A 16,856-nucleotide genomic window follows, 5' to 3' on the forward strand; every position below is an offset into this window, starting at 1 on the left:
GACCGATCAGCCTCCCTTCGTCACGATCGTCTTCCACGCGCCGCTCTTCACCTGGTAGAGCGTCGACATCCCGCTCTTCAGCGAACCGTCGTTCGCGAACGAGATGCGGCCGGTGACGCCTTCGAAGTCGATCTTCTTCAGCGCCGGGCGATAGACCTTCGGGTCGGTCGAGCCGGCCGCCTGCATCGCCTTGATCGCGGCCCACGCCGCGTCATAGCCGAACTGCGCATACGACAGCACGTCGACGCCGAAGCGCTTCTTGAAGCGCTGTTCGAAATCCTTCCCCTGCGGCAGCTCGTCGAGCGGCTGGCCGTATTCCCACGCCATCGCCCCTTCGGCGGCCGGACCGGCGATCTTGATGAACTCGTTGTCCTTCACGCCGCCGCCGCCGACGAACTGCGCGTTCAGCCCGAGCTGGCGCATCTGCTTGATGAAGTTCGCGGCGAGCGAATCGAGGCCGCCGAAGAAGATCAGGTCGGGGTTCTTGCCTTTCAGGCTCGTGATCTGCGCGCGGAAGTCGACGGCCTGGTTGCTGGTGAACTCGCGGCCGATGATGTTCCCGCCGGCGGCCTTCACGGCCTTCTCGAACTCGTCGGCCTCGCCCTGGCCGAACGCGGTGCGGTCGTCGATGATCGCGATGCGCTTCGCCTTCGTCACGTCGACCGCGTACTTGCCCGCGTTGCCGGCGTTCTGGCCGTCGGTCGCGATCACCATGAACATGTTCGCGAGCCCGCGCGACGTGAGTGTCGGGTTGGTCGCGGCCGGGTCGATCACCGGGATGCCGGCTTTGTCGTAGACGACCGATGCCGGAATCGTCGTCCCCGAGTTGAAGTGACCGACCACGACCGACACGTTCTGGTCGACGAGCGCCTGCGCGGCCTGCACGCCGATGCGCGGGTCGGCCTGATCGTCCTGCACGACGAGATTGAAGTGAGCCGGCTTGCCGGCGATCTGCACCTTCTGCGCGGCGGCATCGTCGAGCGCGAGCTGCACGCCGTTCTGCAGATCCTTGCCGTAGCCGGCGTTCACACCCGTGAGCGGTGCGGCGAAGCCGACCTTCACGTCGGTTGCGTCGGCAGCCTGGGCGGCCTGTTGCGAGAGGAGGGCCAGCGCGGATGCAATCGACACCGACAGCAGGGAATGACGGAATTTCATGTTGTTCCTCTTGTTCGACACCAGCGAGTGGGTACCGCGCGCGTCCGGGCGAGCCGGGCGCGTGCGACGGGCGGGCGGTTCGACCGCTTCTCGGAATCGGGCGGGGAGGTCGGCATCGCGATCTTCGGAACACGCCCCCGTCAGGCTCGGTGAAGAGCCCCGATTGTCTCGATATATAGGTCGCCGATATGCGCGGGTCTTGGCAATTTGCTGCGCATTCGATGCGGATTTGCGCATAGCTTCCGCGCGGGCAGGACCGGCCGGTATCCGGAGTTTCCCGTTGCGGACGGAAGGGGCGAAGAGGAGGGCAGGAGGAGGGGGGCGAGACAAGGGCGCGAGACAAGGGCGCGGCACGGCCCGCCGGGGGCCGTGCCGCGCAAGCGATGCCGTTAGTCGGACAGCGCGTCCGATGCGGCCTCGGTGTCGTCGTGCGACGCGTGCGTGCGGATCAGCGGATCGCTGGTGCTCGGGCGGCCCGTTTCGACGTGGCCCGCGAAGCGGCGCAGGAAGCCGAGCAGCCGGCCGTCGCTGACGGTCAGGTCATACCAGCCGTGGCTGCCGCGCAGATCCCAGTAGTCGTCGACGTGCGCGCCGGGCGCGAGGTCGAACGTGCGCGGACGGCCATGACCATAGGCGTTCGTGACCTTGAGCCGCACGGCCTTGTGGCCGCGGTTCATCAGGCGCAGCGTGATGTTGCCGTTCGCGACGTCATAGCCGTAGATCACCTCGGGGTTCACGTTCGCGCTGCCCACGCCGGTCGCGAACGGGCCGCGGAAATGGCAGTAGAAGCCGTTCGGGCCGTACACGTCGAGGTCGTACAGGCCGAGCGATGCCGCCGCGCTCCACGTGTCGGCGACGCGTTTGCCGGCTTCGACCGTGTACGCCCACGGGCCGTCCAGGCGGTTGCGCGACTGGACCTGGAACGCGGCGCCCGCGCGGCCGGTGTTCGCGAAGGTCAGCCGGAACTGGCCGTTGACGGATTCGACGCGGCCGTGCACGAACAGCTCGTACGGCAGCGCGCGCGCCGGACGCAGCCCGGCCTCCTGCTTCGGCAGCTTCTGCAGCACCGGCGGCACCGGGATGTAGTCGGGATGGCGGTTGCGGTCGGGCGGCGCGTAGCCGCTCGTGTCGGGCAGCGTCGGCCAGCCGGCATCGGACGTCGCGAAGTCGAACGCGGCGGTCAGGTCGCCGCATACCGTACGGCGCCACGGCGACACGTTGGCGGCCGTGACCGGATATTGCGCGCCGAACCGTGCCTCGATGAATTGCAGCAGCGACGTGTGATCGAAGGTCTGCGAGCAGACCCAGCCGCCCTTGGTCCACGGCGACACGACGAGCATCGGCACGCGCGGCCCGAGCCCGTAAGGGCCGGCCATGTGCGACGCGTCGCCGGCGAATGCCTCGTTGGTCGTCGCGACCGTCGACAGCCCGTTGTCGCGCGACTGCGGCGCGAACGGCGGCGGCACGTGGTCGAAGAAGCCGTCGTTTTCGTCGTACGTGATGAACAGCGCGGTCTTGCTCCACACGTCGGGATTCGACACGAGCGCCTTCAGCACCTGCTCGATGTACCACGCGCCGTAGTTCGCGGGCCAGTTCGGGTGCTCGGAATACGCTTCCGGCGCGCAGATCCACGACACCTGCGGCAGCGTGCCGTTCTTCACGTCCTGCTGCAGCACGTCGAACAGCGTGCCGCCCGCGCTGATGTTGGTGCCGGTGCGCGCCTTGTCGTACAGCGGCGTGCCGGGCAGCGCGGTGCGGTACTGGTTGAAGTAGAGCAGCGCGTTGTCGCCGTAGTTGCCGATGTACGGGTTCTGCGTCCACCCCCACGAGCCGTTCGCGTCGAGGCCCGTGCCGACGTCCTGGTAGATCTTCCACGACACGCCGGCCTGTTCGAGCACTTCCGGATAGGTCGTCCAGCCGTAGCCCTTTTCCTCGTTGCCGAGCACCGGGCCGCCGCCCGTGCCGTCGTTGCCGACGTAGCCCGTCCACATGTAGTAGCGGTTCGGGTCGGTCGAGCTCGGGATCGCGCAGTGGTAGGCATCGCAGATCGTGAACGCATCGGCGAGCTGGTAGTGGAACGGGATGTCGTCGCGCTTCAGGTACGCCATCGTCGTGGTGCCCTTGTTCGGCACCCACTGGTCGTAGCGGCCCTTGTTCCATGCGGCGTGCATGTCCTGCCAGCCGTGCGGCAGGTCCTGCAGGAACTGCAGGCCGAGCTTGTCGGCGCCCGGATGGAACGGCAGCAGTTCGGCCGGACCGACCGGCTGGTGGAACACCGACTTGCCGTTCGCGAGACGTAGCGGGCGCGGGTCGCCAAAACCGCGGACACCGCGCATCGTGCCGAAGTAATGGTCGAACGAACGGTTCTCCTGCATCAGGATCACGATGTGTTCGATGTCGCGGATCGTGCCGGTGCGGCGGTTCGCGGGAATCGCGAGCGCATCGCGGATCACGGGCGGAAACAGGTTCAGCGCGGCGGCGCCGGCAGTGCCGGCGGCGACGCGCAGGAAGTCACGACGGTTCGATCGGGTCATGGTCGTTATCGTGCGTTAAAGGGGGAAGCCGATTGGCGGGACCTGCTGGAAGGGCGCGCTCCGGGGCGCAGGATGCGGCTGCGCGGGTTCGTGCCGCCGCGAGCATAGCGAGAAATCGGTGTCATTCATGTGAAGTCCGGAAACGTTTGCAGGTGCGGTGAAACGACGGCGAAGCAGCATCGGGACACGGGGCGCCCGCGGTCGTGGCGCGGCAGGGGAAGCGGGCAAGCGGCGCAGGCGGCTCGCCGGTGAAGCGGAGCGGAGGGCGATGCGTCAGGCGTCGGTCACCCACGCGCCGAACCATTCGCTCGGGCGGGCGATCTCGTCCTGCGCGGCGACGAGTTCGAGTTCGTAGCGGCGCGCATCGTAGGTCGCCTTCACGACCGCATGCACGGCCGCGAGCGTGTGCTCGAACGCGGCGCGCACGGAGTCGCCACGCAGCCGGCGCGCGACGAAGATCGCGCTGGTCAGGTCGCCGACGCCGACCGGATGGCGCGGAAACGCGTACAGCGGGCGCTGGCCGATCCACGCTTCGGTTTCGGTGACGGCGAGCATGTTGAAACGGTCGGCCGGACTGTTACGGTCGTGCAGGTGCTTGACGAGGATGATCCGCGGGCCGCGGCGGATCAGCGCGCGGCACGCGTCGACGGCTTCGGCGACGGTTTCGATGCGCCGCCCGGCGAGCTTCTGCAGTTCGGTGTGATTCGGCGACATGCCGTCCGCGAGCGCCGGCACCTCCTGCACGATGAACTCCTCGACGCCGGGCTCGGGCCGGATGCCGCCCGTCTGGCCCATCGCGGGATCGCAGAAGTACCACGCGTCCGGATTCATCGCCTTCACCGAGCGCACGATCTCGACGGCCGCGCGTGCTTGCGGCGGCGACCCGAGGAAGCCGGACAGCACGGCGTCGCAGCGCTTGAGCGCGCCGATCGCGGCGATGCCGTCGACGAGCTGTTCCATCTTCGCGGCATCGATCGCGCTGCCGGCCCAATGGCCGTACTGCATGTGATTCGACAACTGGACGGTGTTGAGCGGCCAGACGTTGACGCCGAGGCGCTGCATCGGGAACACGGCCGCACTGTTGCCGGCATGTCCGTAGATGACGTGCGACTGAATGCTGAGGACGTTTTTCATGGGAATCGCCTGCACGCGTTTCAGGGTCACGTCACACGATACCCGAGTTCGTCGCACGCGCGGAAGTCGCGTGGCCCCGGAGTGTTGCGCGCCGTCGTCACGCGAGCGCGTAGAATCGCGGGGCGCGCGGCGGCCCGGCTGCCCGCGCGCGTCTCCAATCTCCGTGATCGCCATGCTTTCGATTTGCAAGATGTTGTCTGTTGCGCGCGCCGCCGTGCTCGGCGCGGCCGCCGTCGTGTGCGCCATGCCTGCGGCGGCCGTTGCCGCACCATCCGCGGGCAACGACGGGCCCGTGTACGGCCCGCGCCTGGAAGGGTTCACGTATCCGGCGCCCGTGCACCTGTATACGTTCGTGTCGCAGCGCGAAACCCTCGAGATGGCGTTTCTCGATGTCCAGCCCGCCCACCCGAACGGTCGCACCGTCGTGCTGCTGCACGGGAAGAACTTCTGCGCGGCCACCTGGGAGGACACGATCGGCGTGTTGAGCCGTGCCGGCTACCGCGTGATCGCGCCGGACCAGATCGGCTTCTGCAAGTCGTCGAAGCCCGAGCGCTATCAGTACACGTTCCAGCAACTCGCGCGCAACACGCATGCGCTGCTCGAATCGGTGGGCGTGAAGTCGGCGACGATCGTCGGTCATTCGACCGGCGGGATGCTCGCGATCCGCTATGCGCTGATGTATCCGAAGGCGACCGACCAGCTCGTGCTCGTGAACCCGATCGGCCTCGAGGACTGGAAGGCGCTCGGCGTGCCGCCGCTGTCGGTCGACTACTGGTATGCGCGCGAGCAGAAGACGACGGCCGACGGCATCCGCCGCTACGAGCAGGGCACGTACTACGCGGGCAAGTGGTCGCCGTCGTACGAGCGCTGGGTGCAGATGCTGGCCGGCATGTATCGCGGCGCCGGCCGCGATGCGGTCGCGTGGAATTCCGCGCTGATCTACGACATGATCCTCACGCAGCCGGTGGTCTATGAACTCGGTGCGATCCGCGTGCCGACGCTGCTGATGATCGGCGACAAGGACACGACCGCGATCGGCAAGGACGTCGCGCCGCCCGACGTGCATGCGAAGCTCGGCCGCTATCCGGAACTCGCGAAGCGCACGCAGGCCGCGATCCCCGGCGCGCAGCTCGTCGAATTCCCGGCGCTCGGACACGCGCCTCAGATCCAGGATCCGGACGCGTTCCACAAGGCGCTGCTCGACGGGCTGGAGGCCGTGCACCCGCAGTGACGCGGGGGCAGGGGCGCCGTCAGCGCGCCTCGTTCGCGAGCTCGTCGCGAATCTGCGCGGTCAGTTCGAACGAGCGCAGCCGCGCGGCGTGATCGTAGATCTGCGCGGTGACGATCAGCTCGTCGGCGCCGGTTTGCGCGATGCGATCGCGCAGCTTGTCGCGCACCGTGTCGCGCGAGCCGACCGCCGCGAACGACAGCGAATGCGCGACGGTCGCGAGCTCGAGCTCGTTTGCCTCGAGCACGTCGACGGGCGGCGGCAGCTTGCCCGGCGTGCCGCGCCGCAGGTTGATGAACTGCTGCTGCAGCGACGTGAACAGGCGCCGTGCCTCGTCGTCGGTCTCCGCCGCGAACACGTTGACGCCGACCATCGCGTGCGGCTTCGGCCACGCGGCCGACGGCCGGTACTGCGCGCGATAGATCTCGAGCGCACGCATCAGGTAGTCCGGCGCGAAGTGCGACGCGAATGCGAACGGCAGCCCGAGCATCGCGGCGAGCTGTGCACTGAACAGACTCGAACCGAGCAGCCATACCGGCACGTCGAGCCCCGCGCCGGGCACCGCGCGCACTCGCTGGCCGGGCACCGGCTCCGCGAAGTAGCGCTGCAGCTCGGCGACGTCGTCCGGAAACGAGTCGGCGCTGCCGATCAGGTCGCGGCGCAGCGCGCGCGACGTGGTCTGGTCGGTGCCGGGCGCGCGGCCGAGGCCGAGGTCGATGCGCCCCGGATACAGCGAGGCGAGCGTGCCGAACTGCTCGGCGATCACGAGCGGCGCGTGATTCGGCAGCATGATGCCGCCCGAGCCGACCCGGATCGTTCGCGTGGCGCCCGCGACGTGGCCGATCACGACCGCGGTGGCCGCGCTCGCGATGCCCGGCATGTTGTGATGCTCGGCCAGCCAGTAGCGCCGGTAGCCCCAGCGCTCCGCATGCTGCGCGAGATCGACGGTGTTGCGGAACGCCTGCGAGGCGTCGGTGCCGGCCGGAATGGGGGCGAGATCGAGTACGGAAAACGGTGTCATCGGGTGGCCTTCGAATGAGGGGCGCGGTGATGCGCTTATGCAACAAATGCCAAGGATTTTGCCAAAGGGTTCCGGAACGTGCTGGCGGCGCGCCGATACCCATGCGCCTTACAGGGGTGCAGGGGCGTCGTTCTTGATCGTTGCAGAAATCAACCTAATCGCCGATTAATTACCAATCTTTACGGCGATTGGCGGTGAATCCGCATCGACGTACAAATTTGCACGAAACGTCTGATTTTCAAGACTGCAATACGCCTGCAAAGTGCTTACGCTAACGTGAACGTGGCTGTACCGATAAGGTTCGTCGTCCGCTCAGCTTTGCCGGAATTGCACTAGTCCGTTTCTCGTCGTGCCACGCGCGGGGGGCTGCGGACTGCTAAAATCCGGCGCCTGCCCATGTTGTGCCGATGGTAGCCATTCGAGTCTTCCCGCATCCCCTTCCGGGCATTGCGCGGAGAGATGCCACGCGAAACCGGGCATGGCCGCACCCGAACAACGGGGCGCGCCTCCCCCATTACAGACGCTGCTGGAACAAGGAGTCGGGTCGTGCCCGCGTTCGTCGTCGCCGGAATACCGCATCACGCTCAATCGCGCTCAAGCGTTCTCCATGGCGTTCAGGCTGCCGGGAGGCGTTGCGCATGACGCCAACCGCAACACTGCTCGACTGGCTCCTGATCGCCTTCACGCTGGCCGCGGCCGGCTATGCGCTCGTCGCGGCCTTCGCGCCGCGGCCGCGCACGCCGCGCACCGCCGCGCGCGACGGTTTCGAGCCGGTCAGCGTGCTCAAGCCGCTGTGCGGCGCGGAGCCGCACCTGTACGAAAACCTCGCGACGTTCTGCGAGCAGCGCCACCCGCGTCATGAGGTGCTGTTCGGGGTCGCGTCGCCGGCCGATCCGGCGATTGCCGTCGTCGAGCGGCTGCGCGCCGACTATCCCGAGTGCGACATCACGCTGGTGGTCGACGCGCGCGTGCACGGCAAGAACCTGAAGGTCAGCAACCTGATCAATCTCGCCGCGCGCGCGAAATACGACCGCATCGTGATCGCCGACAGCGACATCGCGGTGCAGCCCGACTATCTGGAGCGCGTGACGGCGCCGCTCGCCGACGTGTCGGTCGGGGTCGTCACGTGTCTGTATCATGCGCGCAGCGTCGGCGGCTTCTGGACGCGGATCGGCGCACAGTTCGTCGACGCGTGGTTCGCGCCGTCGGTGCGGATCACGCACCTCGGCCGCTCGAGCCGCTTCGGCTTCGGCGCGACGCTCGCGCTGACGCGCGACACACTCGACCGGATCGGCGGCTTGTTCGCGCTGAAGGACGAGCTGGCCGACGATTTCTGGCTGGCGGAATTGCCGAGGCGCCTCGGGCGGCGCACAGTACTGTCGGAGGTCGAGGTCGCGACCGACGTGATCGAGCCGTCGTTCGGGCCGTTGTGGCACCGCGAAACGCGCTGGCTGCGCACGATCCGTTCGCTGAACCCGGCCGGCTTCGCGTTCCTGTTCATTACGTTTACGGTGCCGTGGCTCGCGATCGGCGCGGCGCTCGCGCTGCGCCTCGACGGCACCTTCGCCGGCACGCTGGCGGGCGGCGCAGCCGTGGTCGGCGCATTCGGGCGGCTCGTGCTGCACGCGCGCGGCGAAGAGGGCTGGCGCGCGTTCTGGCGCGACCTGCCGCTTGTCGCGGTGCGCGACACGCTGCTCGCGCTCGAATGGCTCGCGGCCGTGTTCGGCACGCACGTCGTGTGGCGCGGCGCAAGGATGACGGTCGTCGGCGGCGAACGCGCGACGGCGGCGGTGGAAGCAGTGGACGGCCATTAGGACCGTCGATCGAACCCGGCCCGAGGGCCGAGACGCGCTGCACGGCGACGCCGCGCGGCGCGACATGACAGAGAGGCGGGCGCCGGCACGGCGGCCCGCGGTTTTTTGACTGAATCGTTGCAACGAAACGAACTATGCAGGCTACCGGAGCATTCATGAAAACGCTGTTCTTGCAGGCCCCTTCGTATGACGGCTTCGACGGCGGAGCCGGCTCGCGCTATCAGGCGAAGCGCGAAATCCGTTCCTTCTGGTATCCGACCTGGCTCGCGCAGCCGGCCGCGCTCGTGCCGGGCAGCCGTGTCGTCGATGCACCGGCCGACGGCCTGTCGGTCGAGGAAACGCTGAAGATCGCCAACGACTACGACCTCGTGATCATTCACACGAGCACGCCGTCGTTCCCGACCGACGCGATGTTCGCGCAGGATCTCAAGAAGATGAAGCCGTCGATGCTGGTCGGCATGGTGGGCGCGAAGGTGATGGTCGATCCGCACAACTCGCTCACGGCGAGCGACGCAATCGACTTCGTGTGCCGCGAGGAATTCGACTACACGTGCAAGGAGCTCGCCGAAGGCAAGCCGTTCCCCGAGATCAAGGGCCTGAGCTGGCGCGCGAAGGACGGCTCGATCGAGCACAACGAAGCGCGTCCGATCCTCGAGAACATGGACGAGCTGCCGTTCGTCGCGCCCGTCTACAAGCGCGACCTGAAGATCGACAACTACTTCATCGGCTACCTGAACTATCCGTACGTGTCGATCTACACGGGCCGCGGCTGCAAGTCGCGCTGCACGTTCTGCCTGTGGCCGCAGACGGTCAGCGGCCATCGCTACCGCACGCGCTCGGTCGAGAACGTGCTCGCGGAAGCGAAGTGGATCCGCGACAACATGCCGGAAGTGAAGGAACTGATGTTCGACGACGACACCTTCACCGACGACCTGCCGCGCGCCGAAGCCATCGCCATCGGCCTGGGCAAGCTCGGCATCACGTGGTCGTGCAACGCGAAGGCCAACGTGCCGTACAAGACGCTGAAGGTCATGAAGGAAAACGGCCTGCGTCTGCTGCTGGTCGGCTTCGAATCCGGCGACGACCAGATCCTCGTGAACATCAAGAAGGGCGTGCGCACCGATTTCGCGCGCCGCTTCAGCGCGGACTGCAAGAAGCTCGGCATCAAGATCCACGGCACCTTCATCCTCGGCCTGCCGGGCGAGACGCAGGAAACCATCAAGAAGACGATCGAGTACGCGAAGGAAATCAATCCGCACACGATCCAGGTCTCGCTCGCCGCGCCGTATCCGGGCACGACGCTCTACAAGCAGGCCGTCGAAAACGGCTGGATGGAAGAGAACAAGACGATCAACCTGGTGAGCAAGGAAGGCGTGCAGCTCGCGGCGATCGGCTACGCGCACCTGTCGCGCGACGAGATCTATCACCACCTCGAGCAGTTCTATCGCGAGTTCTATTTCCGCCCGTCGAAGATCTGGGAGATCGTGCGCGAGATGCTGACGAGCTGGGACATGATGAAGCGCCGCCTGCGCGAAGGCGTCGAGTTCTTCCGCTTCCTGCGCGCGCACGAGGCGTAATCCGTGGCGACGCAGCGGGCGGCGCGGGCGCTGATCTTCACCGCGGACGATTTCGGGCTGCACCCGCGCGTCAACGCGGCGGTCGAGCGCGCGCATCGCGACGGCGTGCTGAATGCCGCGAGCCTGATGGTCGGTGCGCCCGCGGCGCGGGATGCGATCGACCGCGCGCGGCGGCTGCCGTCGCTCGCGGTCGGCCTGCACCTGGTGCTCGCGGACGGGCCGGCCACGCTGCCCGCGCATGACATTCCCGCGCTCGTCGGGCCCGACGGGCGGTTCGGCGACGCGATGGCGAAGGACGGCTGTCGCTTTTTCTTCCTGCCGCACGTTCGCGCGCAACTGCGCCGCGAGATCCGTGCGCAGTTCGACGCGTTCGCGGCGAGCGGCCTGCCGCTCGATCACGTGAACGCGCACAAGCATTTCCACCTGCATCCGACCGTGCTGTCGATGATCATCGAGATCGGCCGCGACTACGGGTTGCGCGCGGTGCGGTTGCCGTACGAGACGAGCGCGCCCGCGCTGCTCAAGCCGTGGATCGCGCTCGTGCGCGCGCGGCTCGACCGCGCCGGGCTCGCGCACAACGACTACGTGGTCGGGATCGCGCAGACGGGCGCGATGGACGAGGCCGTGCTGCTCGACGCGCTCGCGACGCTGCCGCCGGGCGTCGGCGAGATCTACTGCCATCCGGCCGAGGCCGGCGACGGCCCGATCACGCCGACGATGGCCGGCTACCGTCCGGTCGACGAACTCGACGCGCTGCTGTCGCCGCGCGTGGCGGCCGCGCTGAAGGCGGCGGGCGTCGCGACCGGCGGCTTTGCCGACGTCTTCGGCCAGCCCGCGGCACGTCGCGGCGCGCAGGCGGCGCGCGCACCGGGAGCGCAGCCGTCATGAGCAAGTGGATCAAGTGGCTCGGCTGGCCGATCGGCATCGGCATCCTGCTCGCGCTGGGGCTGCACGAAGGCGTCGGCGACGTGTCGCAGATGCTCGCGCGCGCCGGCTATGCGCTGCTGTGGCTCGTGCCGTTCCATGGGCTGCCGCTGCTGCTCGATGCGTACGCGTGGCACCTGCTGCTCGACCGGCGCAGTTCGCTGCCGTTCCTGTGGTGGATCGCGACCGTGCGCGAGGCCGTGAACCGGCTGCTGCCGGTGGTCGGGATCGGCGGCGAGATCGTCGGCATCCGGCTCGCGCGCTGGCAGGTGCCCGATGCGAGCCGTGTCACCGCATCGGTGATTGTCGAAGTGCTCGTGACGATCGTCGTCCAGTATGCCTTCGCGGCGCTCGGCCTCGTGCTGCTGCTCGCGACGACCGACAACATGGGCGGCGGCACGATCGGTCTCGCGCTGCTGCTGACGCTGCCGTTGCCGGTGCTCGGCGTCGTGCTGATGCGGCGCGGCGGCGTCTTCCACGCGATCGAGCGTTTCGCGGGGCGCCTGCTCGGCGATTCGCACCGGCTGCTGCAGGGCGTCGACGGGCGCCGGCTCGACGCCGACATCGACGCGCTGATGTCGCGCACGGGCCTGCTGTTCAGCGCATTCTTCTGGCAACTGGCCGGCTACGTGCTTGGCGCGCTCGAGATTTACTGGGCGCTCGCGCTGCTCGGCCATCCGGTGTCGATCGGCGGCGCGATCGCGATCGAGGCGATGACGCAGGCCGTGCGGCATGCGGCGTTCATGGTGCCGGGCGGGCTCGGCGTGCAGGAGGCGACCGTCGTGCTGCTCGCGCAGATGTTCGGCGTCGACCGCGAGACGGCGCTGTCGCTCGCGGTGGTCAAGCGCGGCCGCGAGGTGCTGTTCGGCTGCCTGGCGCTCGGCTCGTGGCAGCTTGCCGAGCTCGTGCGTACGCGCCGCCGTCTCGGTGCGCCGCTGGCCGCGCCGCGCGCGGCGCAGGCGGGCCGCGTGACCGAAGCCGAGACGGAAACCGAAACGACGCATTGAACAGGAGACGGGCCGCGCGCCCGTCTCGCGCTTTTGGCGTCGCACGGGTATCCTTGCCGCGTGTTTTCTCGACGCGCATTTCTTCCGATGATTTTCCGATTCCGGCTGCTTCCCGTGACGATGCTGGCCGCCGCGCTGGCGCTGACCGGCTGCGACGACAAGCAAGGCGACCTCGACGTGCAACGTATCAGGGACTTCTTCAACGCGATCAAGCCCGCGCCGCTGCTGCTCAAGGGGCTGAAGGTCGGTGAATCGACCGAGGCCGACGTGCGCGGCACGATGGGCAAGCCCGAGATCGTGCGCGAGTTCACCGACGGCTCGAAGCGCTACGAATATCCGCGCGGCCCGATGGGCAACCAGACCTGGTTCGTCGATCTCGATGCGAACGGGCGCTACGCGGGCGCGACGCAGGTGCTGACCGCCGAGAATTTCGCGAAGGTGCGCCCGGGGATGAACGAGGACGAGGTGCGGCGCCTGCTCGGCAAGCCCGGCGACATCGCGCAGTATCCGCTGAAGCCCGAGACGGTCTGGAGCTGGCGCTGGCTCGAGGACGGCGTCAACACCGACGCGTTCTTCAACGTCCATTTCGGCCCGGACGGGCTGGTCTATACGACTTCGCGCTCCGACATCCTGAAGGGACGGTAAGCGCGGTCGTCTGCGGCGCTATATCGAAAAAGCGACCGGAAAATTGCAAAAAGTCCGCTTCCCTGCGTGTCATCCGACTGTCAGGAAGCGGCTTTTTTCCTTTTGAAACAGCGAAGTAGACATCGGTCGCAAATGGCGGGGCGGGTTGCTGCGATGCAGCAATCGCGCGCCAGGTGATTTGAGACAATCAATTTCGCTTGCGACTATCCGCGTCAGCCCGGCGCGGGACAGGCGACGCGTCGGCATCCATTCCAACTCTGGAGACGCGCGTGTTCCTTTACGGCTTTGGTCCTGTTCTCTGGGCCGGCACCGTGCAGACCATCGAGCTGTCGGTGCTGTCGCTTGCCACTGCGGTGGCGCTGGGGCTGATCGGCGCGGTGGCGAAGCTGTCGCACAACCGGGTGCTGCGAGCGATCGCGACCGGTTATACGACGCTGATCCGCTCGGTGCCCGATCTTGTGCTGATGCTGCTGTTGTTCTACAGCATCCAGATCTGGCTGAACCAGTTCACCGACCTCGTCGGCTGGAACCAGATCGACATCGACCCGTTCGTGGCCGGCGTGCTGACGCTCGGCTTCATCTACGGCGCGTATTTCACCGAGACCTTCCGCGGTGCGTTCCTGTCGGTGCCGCGCGGCCAGCTCGAGGCCGGCGCGGCTTACGGGATGAGCGGCGCGCGCGTGTTCGCGCGGATCATGTTTCCGCAGATGATGCGCTTCGCGCTGCCGGGCATCGGCAACAACTGGCAGGTGCTCGTGAAGGCGACCGCGCTGGTGTCGATCATCGGCCTCGCGGACGTCGTGAAGGCCGCGCAGGACGCCGGCAAGAGCACGTTCAACATGTTCTTCTTCATCCTCGTCGCGGCGCTGATCTACCTCGCGATCACGACCGTTTCCAACCTCGTGCTGATCCAGCTCGAGAAGCGATATTCCATGGGCGTGCGGCACGCAGAACTATGATCGAGATCCTCCAGGAATTCGGCAAGGCGTTCCTTTTCTGGGACGGCCAGCGCCTCTCCGGCCTCGCGGTGACGTTGTGGCTGCTCGTTGCGTCGATCTCGCTCGGCTTCGTGTGCGCGGTGCCGCTCGCGGTCGCGCGCGTGTCGAAGAAGAAGTGGGTGTCGATGCCCGTGCGGTTCTACACGTACGTGTTTCGCGGCACGCCGCTCTACGTGCAGCTGCTGCTGATGTACACGGGCATGTACAGCCTCGAGTTCGTGCGGTCGCACTCGCTGCTCGATGCGTTCTTCCGCAGCGGCTTCAATTGCGCGATTCTCGCGTTCGCGCTGAATACCTGCGCGTACACGACCGAGATCTTCGCCGGCGCGATCCGTGCGATTCCGCACGGCGAGGTCGAGGCGGCGCGCGCGTACGGGATGTCGCCGTTCACGATGTATCGCCGCGTGATCCTGCCGTCGGCGCTGCGCCGTGCGCTGCCGCTGTACAGCAACGAGGTGATCCTGATGCTGCACGCGACGACCGTGGCGTTCACGGCGACCGTGCCGGACATCCTGAAGGTCGCGCGTGACGCGAATTCCGCGACCTACATGGCGTTCCAGTCGTTCGGAATCGCCGCGCTGATCTATCTTGCGGTATCGTTCGCACTCGTCGCGGCGTTTCGCCGGGCGGAGCGCCACTGGCTCGCGTATCTCGCGGCCGCCCGTCATTGATTCACTTCGAGGAGAGCCAGTTGGCCGAGATCACTCAAACGCACGGTGCCACCAAGCTTGCGGCGCTCGACATCCACAAGCGCTATGGCGACAACGAAGTGCTCAAGGGCGTGTCGCTGAACGCGAAGGCCGGTGACGTCATCAGCATCATCGGCGCGAGCGGCTCGGGCAAGAGCACGTTCCTGCGCTGCATCAACTTCCTCGAGCGGCCGAATGCGGGGCAGATCGTCGTCGACGGCGAGGCCGTCCGCACGAAGGCCGACCGCGCCGGCGCGCTCGAAGTTGCCGATCACAAGCAGCTGCAGCGTATCCGCACGAAGCTCGCGATGGTGTTCCAGCACTTCAACCTGTGGGCGCACATGAACGTGCTCGAGAACGTGATGGAGGCACCCGTGCACGTGCTCGGCATTTCCAAGAAGGAAGCCGAGGATCGTGCGCGCGAGTACCTGGAGAAGGTCGGCCTGCCGCCGCGCGTCGAGAAGCAGTATCCGTCGCATCTGTCCGGCGGCCAGCAGCAGCGCGTCGCGATCGCGCGTGCGCTCGCGATGCATCCGGACGTGATGCTGTTCGACGAGCCGACGTCGGCGCTCGACCCGGAGCTGGTGGGCGAAGTGCTGAAGGTGATGCAGAAGCTGGCCGAGGAAGGCCGCACGATGATCGTCGTCACGCACGAGATGGGTTTCGCGCGCAACGTGTCGAATCATGTGATGTTTCTGCATCAGGGGCGGACCGAGGAAGAGGGCGATCCGAAGGAGGTGCTGGTGCGCCCGCAGAGCGAGCGGCTCAAGCAGTTCCTGTCGGGCAGCCTCAAGTAACGCGACGGGGCAGGTTTCAGCCGTGGTACCGGTGTCTCGTCCCGCAGGCGCCACCCGCACGACGCAGGTGGTGATCGTTGCATTGCCGCCCGTGTCGATGTCGGGCGTGGGTCCGATCGTCGATGCGTTGAATCTGGCGAACGAGATCGACGGGCGGCTGCTGTACCGCTGGCAGGTGTGTTCGTGGGACGGGCGGCCCGTGCCGCTCGCGGGCGGGGCGCAGTGGCATGCCGATGCGGCGTTCAACGATGCGATCGCATGCGACTGGCTGATCGTCGTGACCGAGCGGTTTCAGCAGTTTGCCGATTACCGGCTGTTTCTCGCGAGTCTCGCGCGGGTCGGGCAGCGGACGCCGGTCGTGACCGGCATTCACCACGGCGTGTGGTGGCTCGCGATGGCCGGGCAGCTTTCCGGGTATCGCGTGAGCGTGAACTGGGAGACGTATCAGCAGTTCGCCGAGCAGTTCGAGCGGTCGATCGTCACGCAGCAGATTTTCGAGATCGATCGCGATCGGGCGACCTGTGCCGGCGGGCAGGCGACCGTCGATTTCATGCTGGCCATGATTGGTCGGGAACACGGGCCCGAGCTGGGCGAGCGGATTGCCGATGCGCTCGGCGCCGGGACCTTGCGCAGCGGCGAGGAGCGGCAGCGGATTCCCTTCGTCACCGCGCCCGGTGAGCGGCATCCTCGGTTGAATGACGCGTTGCTGCTGATGGAGGCCAATGTCGAGGATCCGCTGACGACCGACGAGATCGCCGAGCTGGTCGGCGTGTCGCGCCGACAGTTGGAGCGGCTCTTTCGACAGTATCTCGGGGCGATGCCCTCCAAGTATTACCTCAATCTCCGATTGCTCAAGGCCAGGACGCAGTTGCAGCGGACCAGCAAGTCGGTCGTGCAGGTTAGTCTCGCTTGTGGGTTTTCTTCTGCTGCGCACTTTTCTAATGCGTATCGCGAAAGGTTCGGGGTCACGCCTCGGGAGGATCGGCGCGCGTGGCTCGAGAAGCAGACAGGTGGGGGGAGTGAGCCGCGGGCGGGGGCGCTCGTGGAGCGGGGGAAGGATTGATTTTTTGTGGTTTTTTGGGGGCGGTTCGCTCGCGTTTTGACGTGAATTGCCTGTGATCGTAATGGTCTATTAGCGTCGCCCCTGCGCGGGGCGGCGGTTACTTTTCTTTGTCTTGCCAAAGAAAAGTAACCAAAAGAAAGGCGCTGTGAGAACGCAAGACTTCCCGGTGCCATGGTCAGCAAAGTGGCCCTCGCCTAAATGTCCGCGCCAGCAAGGAACCCGGAGCGGTTCGAGCAATGGTTCTGACTCCACTCATCCCGCAGCGGAGCG

The 16,856-nt window shown here is 67.0% G+C and carries 14 protein-coding genes; 10 read left to right on the plus strand and 4 right to left on the minus strand.

Translation table 11 applies throughout. The features are described from left to right. Positions 1-6: 6 nt before the first annotated feature. The 3 genes from AC0KUR_RS22340 to pdxY all read right to left on the minus strand — a co-directional run bounded on the left by AC0KUR_RS22340 (position 7) and on the right by pdxY (position 4,823). Positions 7-1,155: a branched-chain amino acid ABC transporter substrate-binding protein gene (locus AC0KUR_RS22340; protein WP_034186537.1), complete on the minus strand. Its 1,149-nt coding sequence runs from the start codon at positions 1,153-1,155 to the stop codon at positions 7-9. A 389-nt stretch (positions 1,156-1,544) separates the two neighbouring features. Beyond that, complete coding sequence (locus AC0KUR_RS22345; RefSeq protein WP_059560680.1) at positions 1,545-3,689, minus strand: phosphocholine-specific phospholipase C; 2,145 nt, start codon at positions 3,687-3,689, stop codon at positions 1,545-1,547. Between the two features lie 273 nt (positions 3,690-3,962). Then, complete coding sequence (pdxY, locus tag AC0KUR_RS22350) at positions 3,963-4,823, minus strand: pyridoxal kinase PdxY (RefSeq protein WP_034186753.1); 861 nt, start codon at positions 4,821-4,823, stop codon at positions 3,963-3,965. Between the two features lie 172 nt (positions 4,824-4,995). Between pdxY and AC0KUR_RS22355 the strand changes: the two genes are divergently transcribed. Then, positions 4,996-6,054, plus strand: coding sequence for an alpha/beta fold hydrolase (locus AC0KUR_RS22355; protein ID WP_049029966.1), 1,059 nt, complete (start codon positions 4,996-4,998; stop codon positions 6,052-6,054). A gap of 19 nt (positions 6,055-6,073) precedes the next feature. On the opposite strand, the gene AC0KUR_RS22360 is transcribed toward AC0KUR_RS22355, so the two are convergent. Further along, positions 6,074-7,072, minus strand: a complete 999-nt coding sequence (locus tag AC0KUR_RS22360; protein WP_124670446.1) for an LLM class flavin-dependent oxidoreductase — start codon at positions 7,070-7,072, stop codon at positions 6,074-6,076. A gap of 638 nt (positions 7,073-7,710) precedes the next feature. Between AC0KUR_RS22360 and hpnI the strand changes: the two genes are divergently transcribed. The 9 genes from hpnI (at position 7,711) to AC0KUR_RS22405 (ending at position 16,586) form a co-directional block, all read left to right on the plus strand. Next, positions 7,711-8,886, plus strand: coding sequence for a bacteriohopanetetrol glucosamine biosynthesis glycosyltransferase HpnI (gene hpnI, locus AC0KUR_RS22365; RefSeq protein WP_034186541.1), 1,176 nt, complete (start codon positions 7,711-7,713; stop codon positions 8,884-8,886). 134 nt (positions 8,887-9,020) lie between these two features. Next, complete coding sequence (hpnJ, locus tag AC0KUR_RS22370; RefSeq protein ID WP_376698784.1) at positions 9,021-10,463, plus strand: hopanoid biosynthesis associated radical SAM protein HpnJ; 1,443 nt, start codon at positions 9,021-9,023, stop codon at positions 10,461-10,463. Positions 10,464-10,466: 3 nt separating this feature from the next. Further along, positions 10,467-11,351, plus strand: a complete 885-nt coding sequence (hpnK, locus tag AC0KUR_RS22375) for a hopanoid biosynthesis-associated protein HpnK (protein WP_175027832.1) — start codon at positions 10,467-10,469, stop codon at positions 11,349-11,351. Continuing rightward, on the plus strand, positions 11,348-12,394 hold the full coding sequence (locus tag AC0KUR_RS22380; protein WP_473376428.1) for a lysylphosphatidylglycerol synthase domain-containing protein: 1,047 nt from the start codon (positions 11,348-11,350) through the stop codon (positions 12,392-12,394). The genes hpnK and AC0KUR_RS22380 overlap by 4 nt, the downstream gene beginning before the upstream one ends. A gap of 87 nt (positions 12,395-12,481) precedes the next feature. Next, entirely contained in the window at positions 12,482-13,039 is a 558-nt protein-coding gene (locus AC0KUR_RS22385) for a lipoprotein (protein WP_034186545.1), read from the plus strand. Positions 13,040-13,308: 269 nt separating this feature from the next. Then, positions 13,309-13,998, plus strand: coding sequence for an ABC transporter permease (locus AC0KUR_RS22390; RefSeq protein WP_006488734.1), 690 nt, complete (start codon positions 13,309-13,311; stop codon positions 13,996-13,998). After that, a complete protein-coding gene (locus AC0KUR_RS22395) occupies positions 13,995-14,708 on the plus strand; it encodes an ABC transporter permease (protein ID WP_034186546.1) in 714 nt (237 codons plus the stop codon). The genes AC0KUR_RS22390 and AC0KUR_RS22395 overlap by 4 nt, the downstream gene beginning before the upstream one ends. A gap of 20 nt (positions 14,709-14,728) precedes the next feature. Then, positions 14,729-15,523, plus strand: coding sequence for an ABC transporter ATP-binding protein (locus AC0KUR_RS22400; RefSeq protein ID WP_034186547.1), 795 nt, complete (start codon positions 14,729-14,731; stop codon positions 15,521-15,523). Positions 15,524-15,545: 22 nt separating this feature from the next. Beyond that, positions 15,546-16,586, plus strand: coding sequence for a GlxA family transcriptional regulator (locus AC0KUR_RS22405; protein WP_175027834.1), 1,041 nt, complete (start codon positions 15,546-15,548; stop codon positions 16,584-16,586). Positions 16,587-16,856 lie beyond the last annotated feature (270 nt).

It is taken from the genome of Burkholderia sp. YHN3-13 (assembly GCF_055810675.1).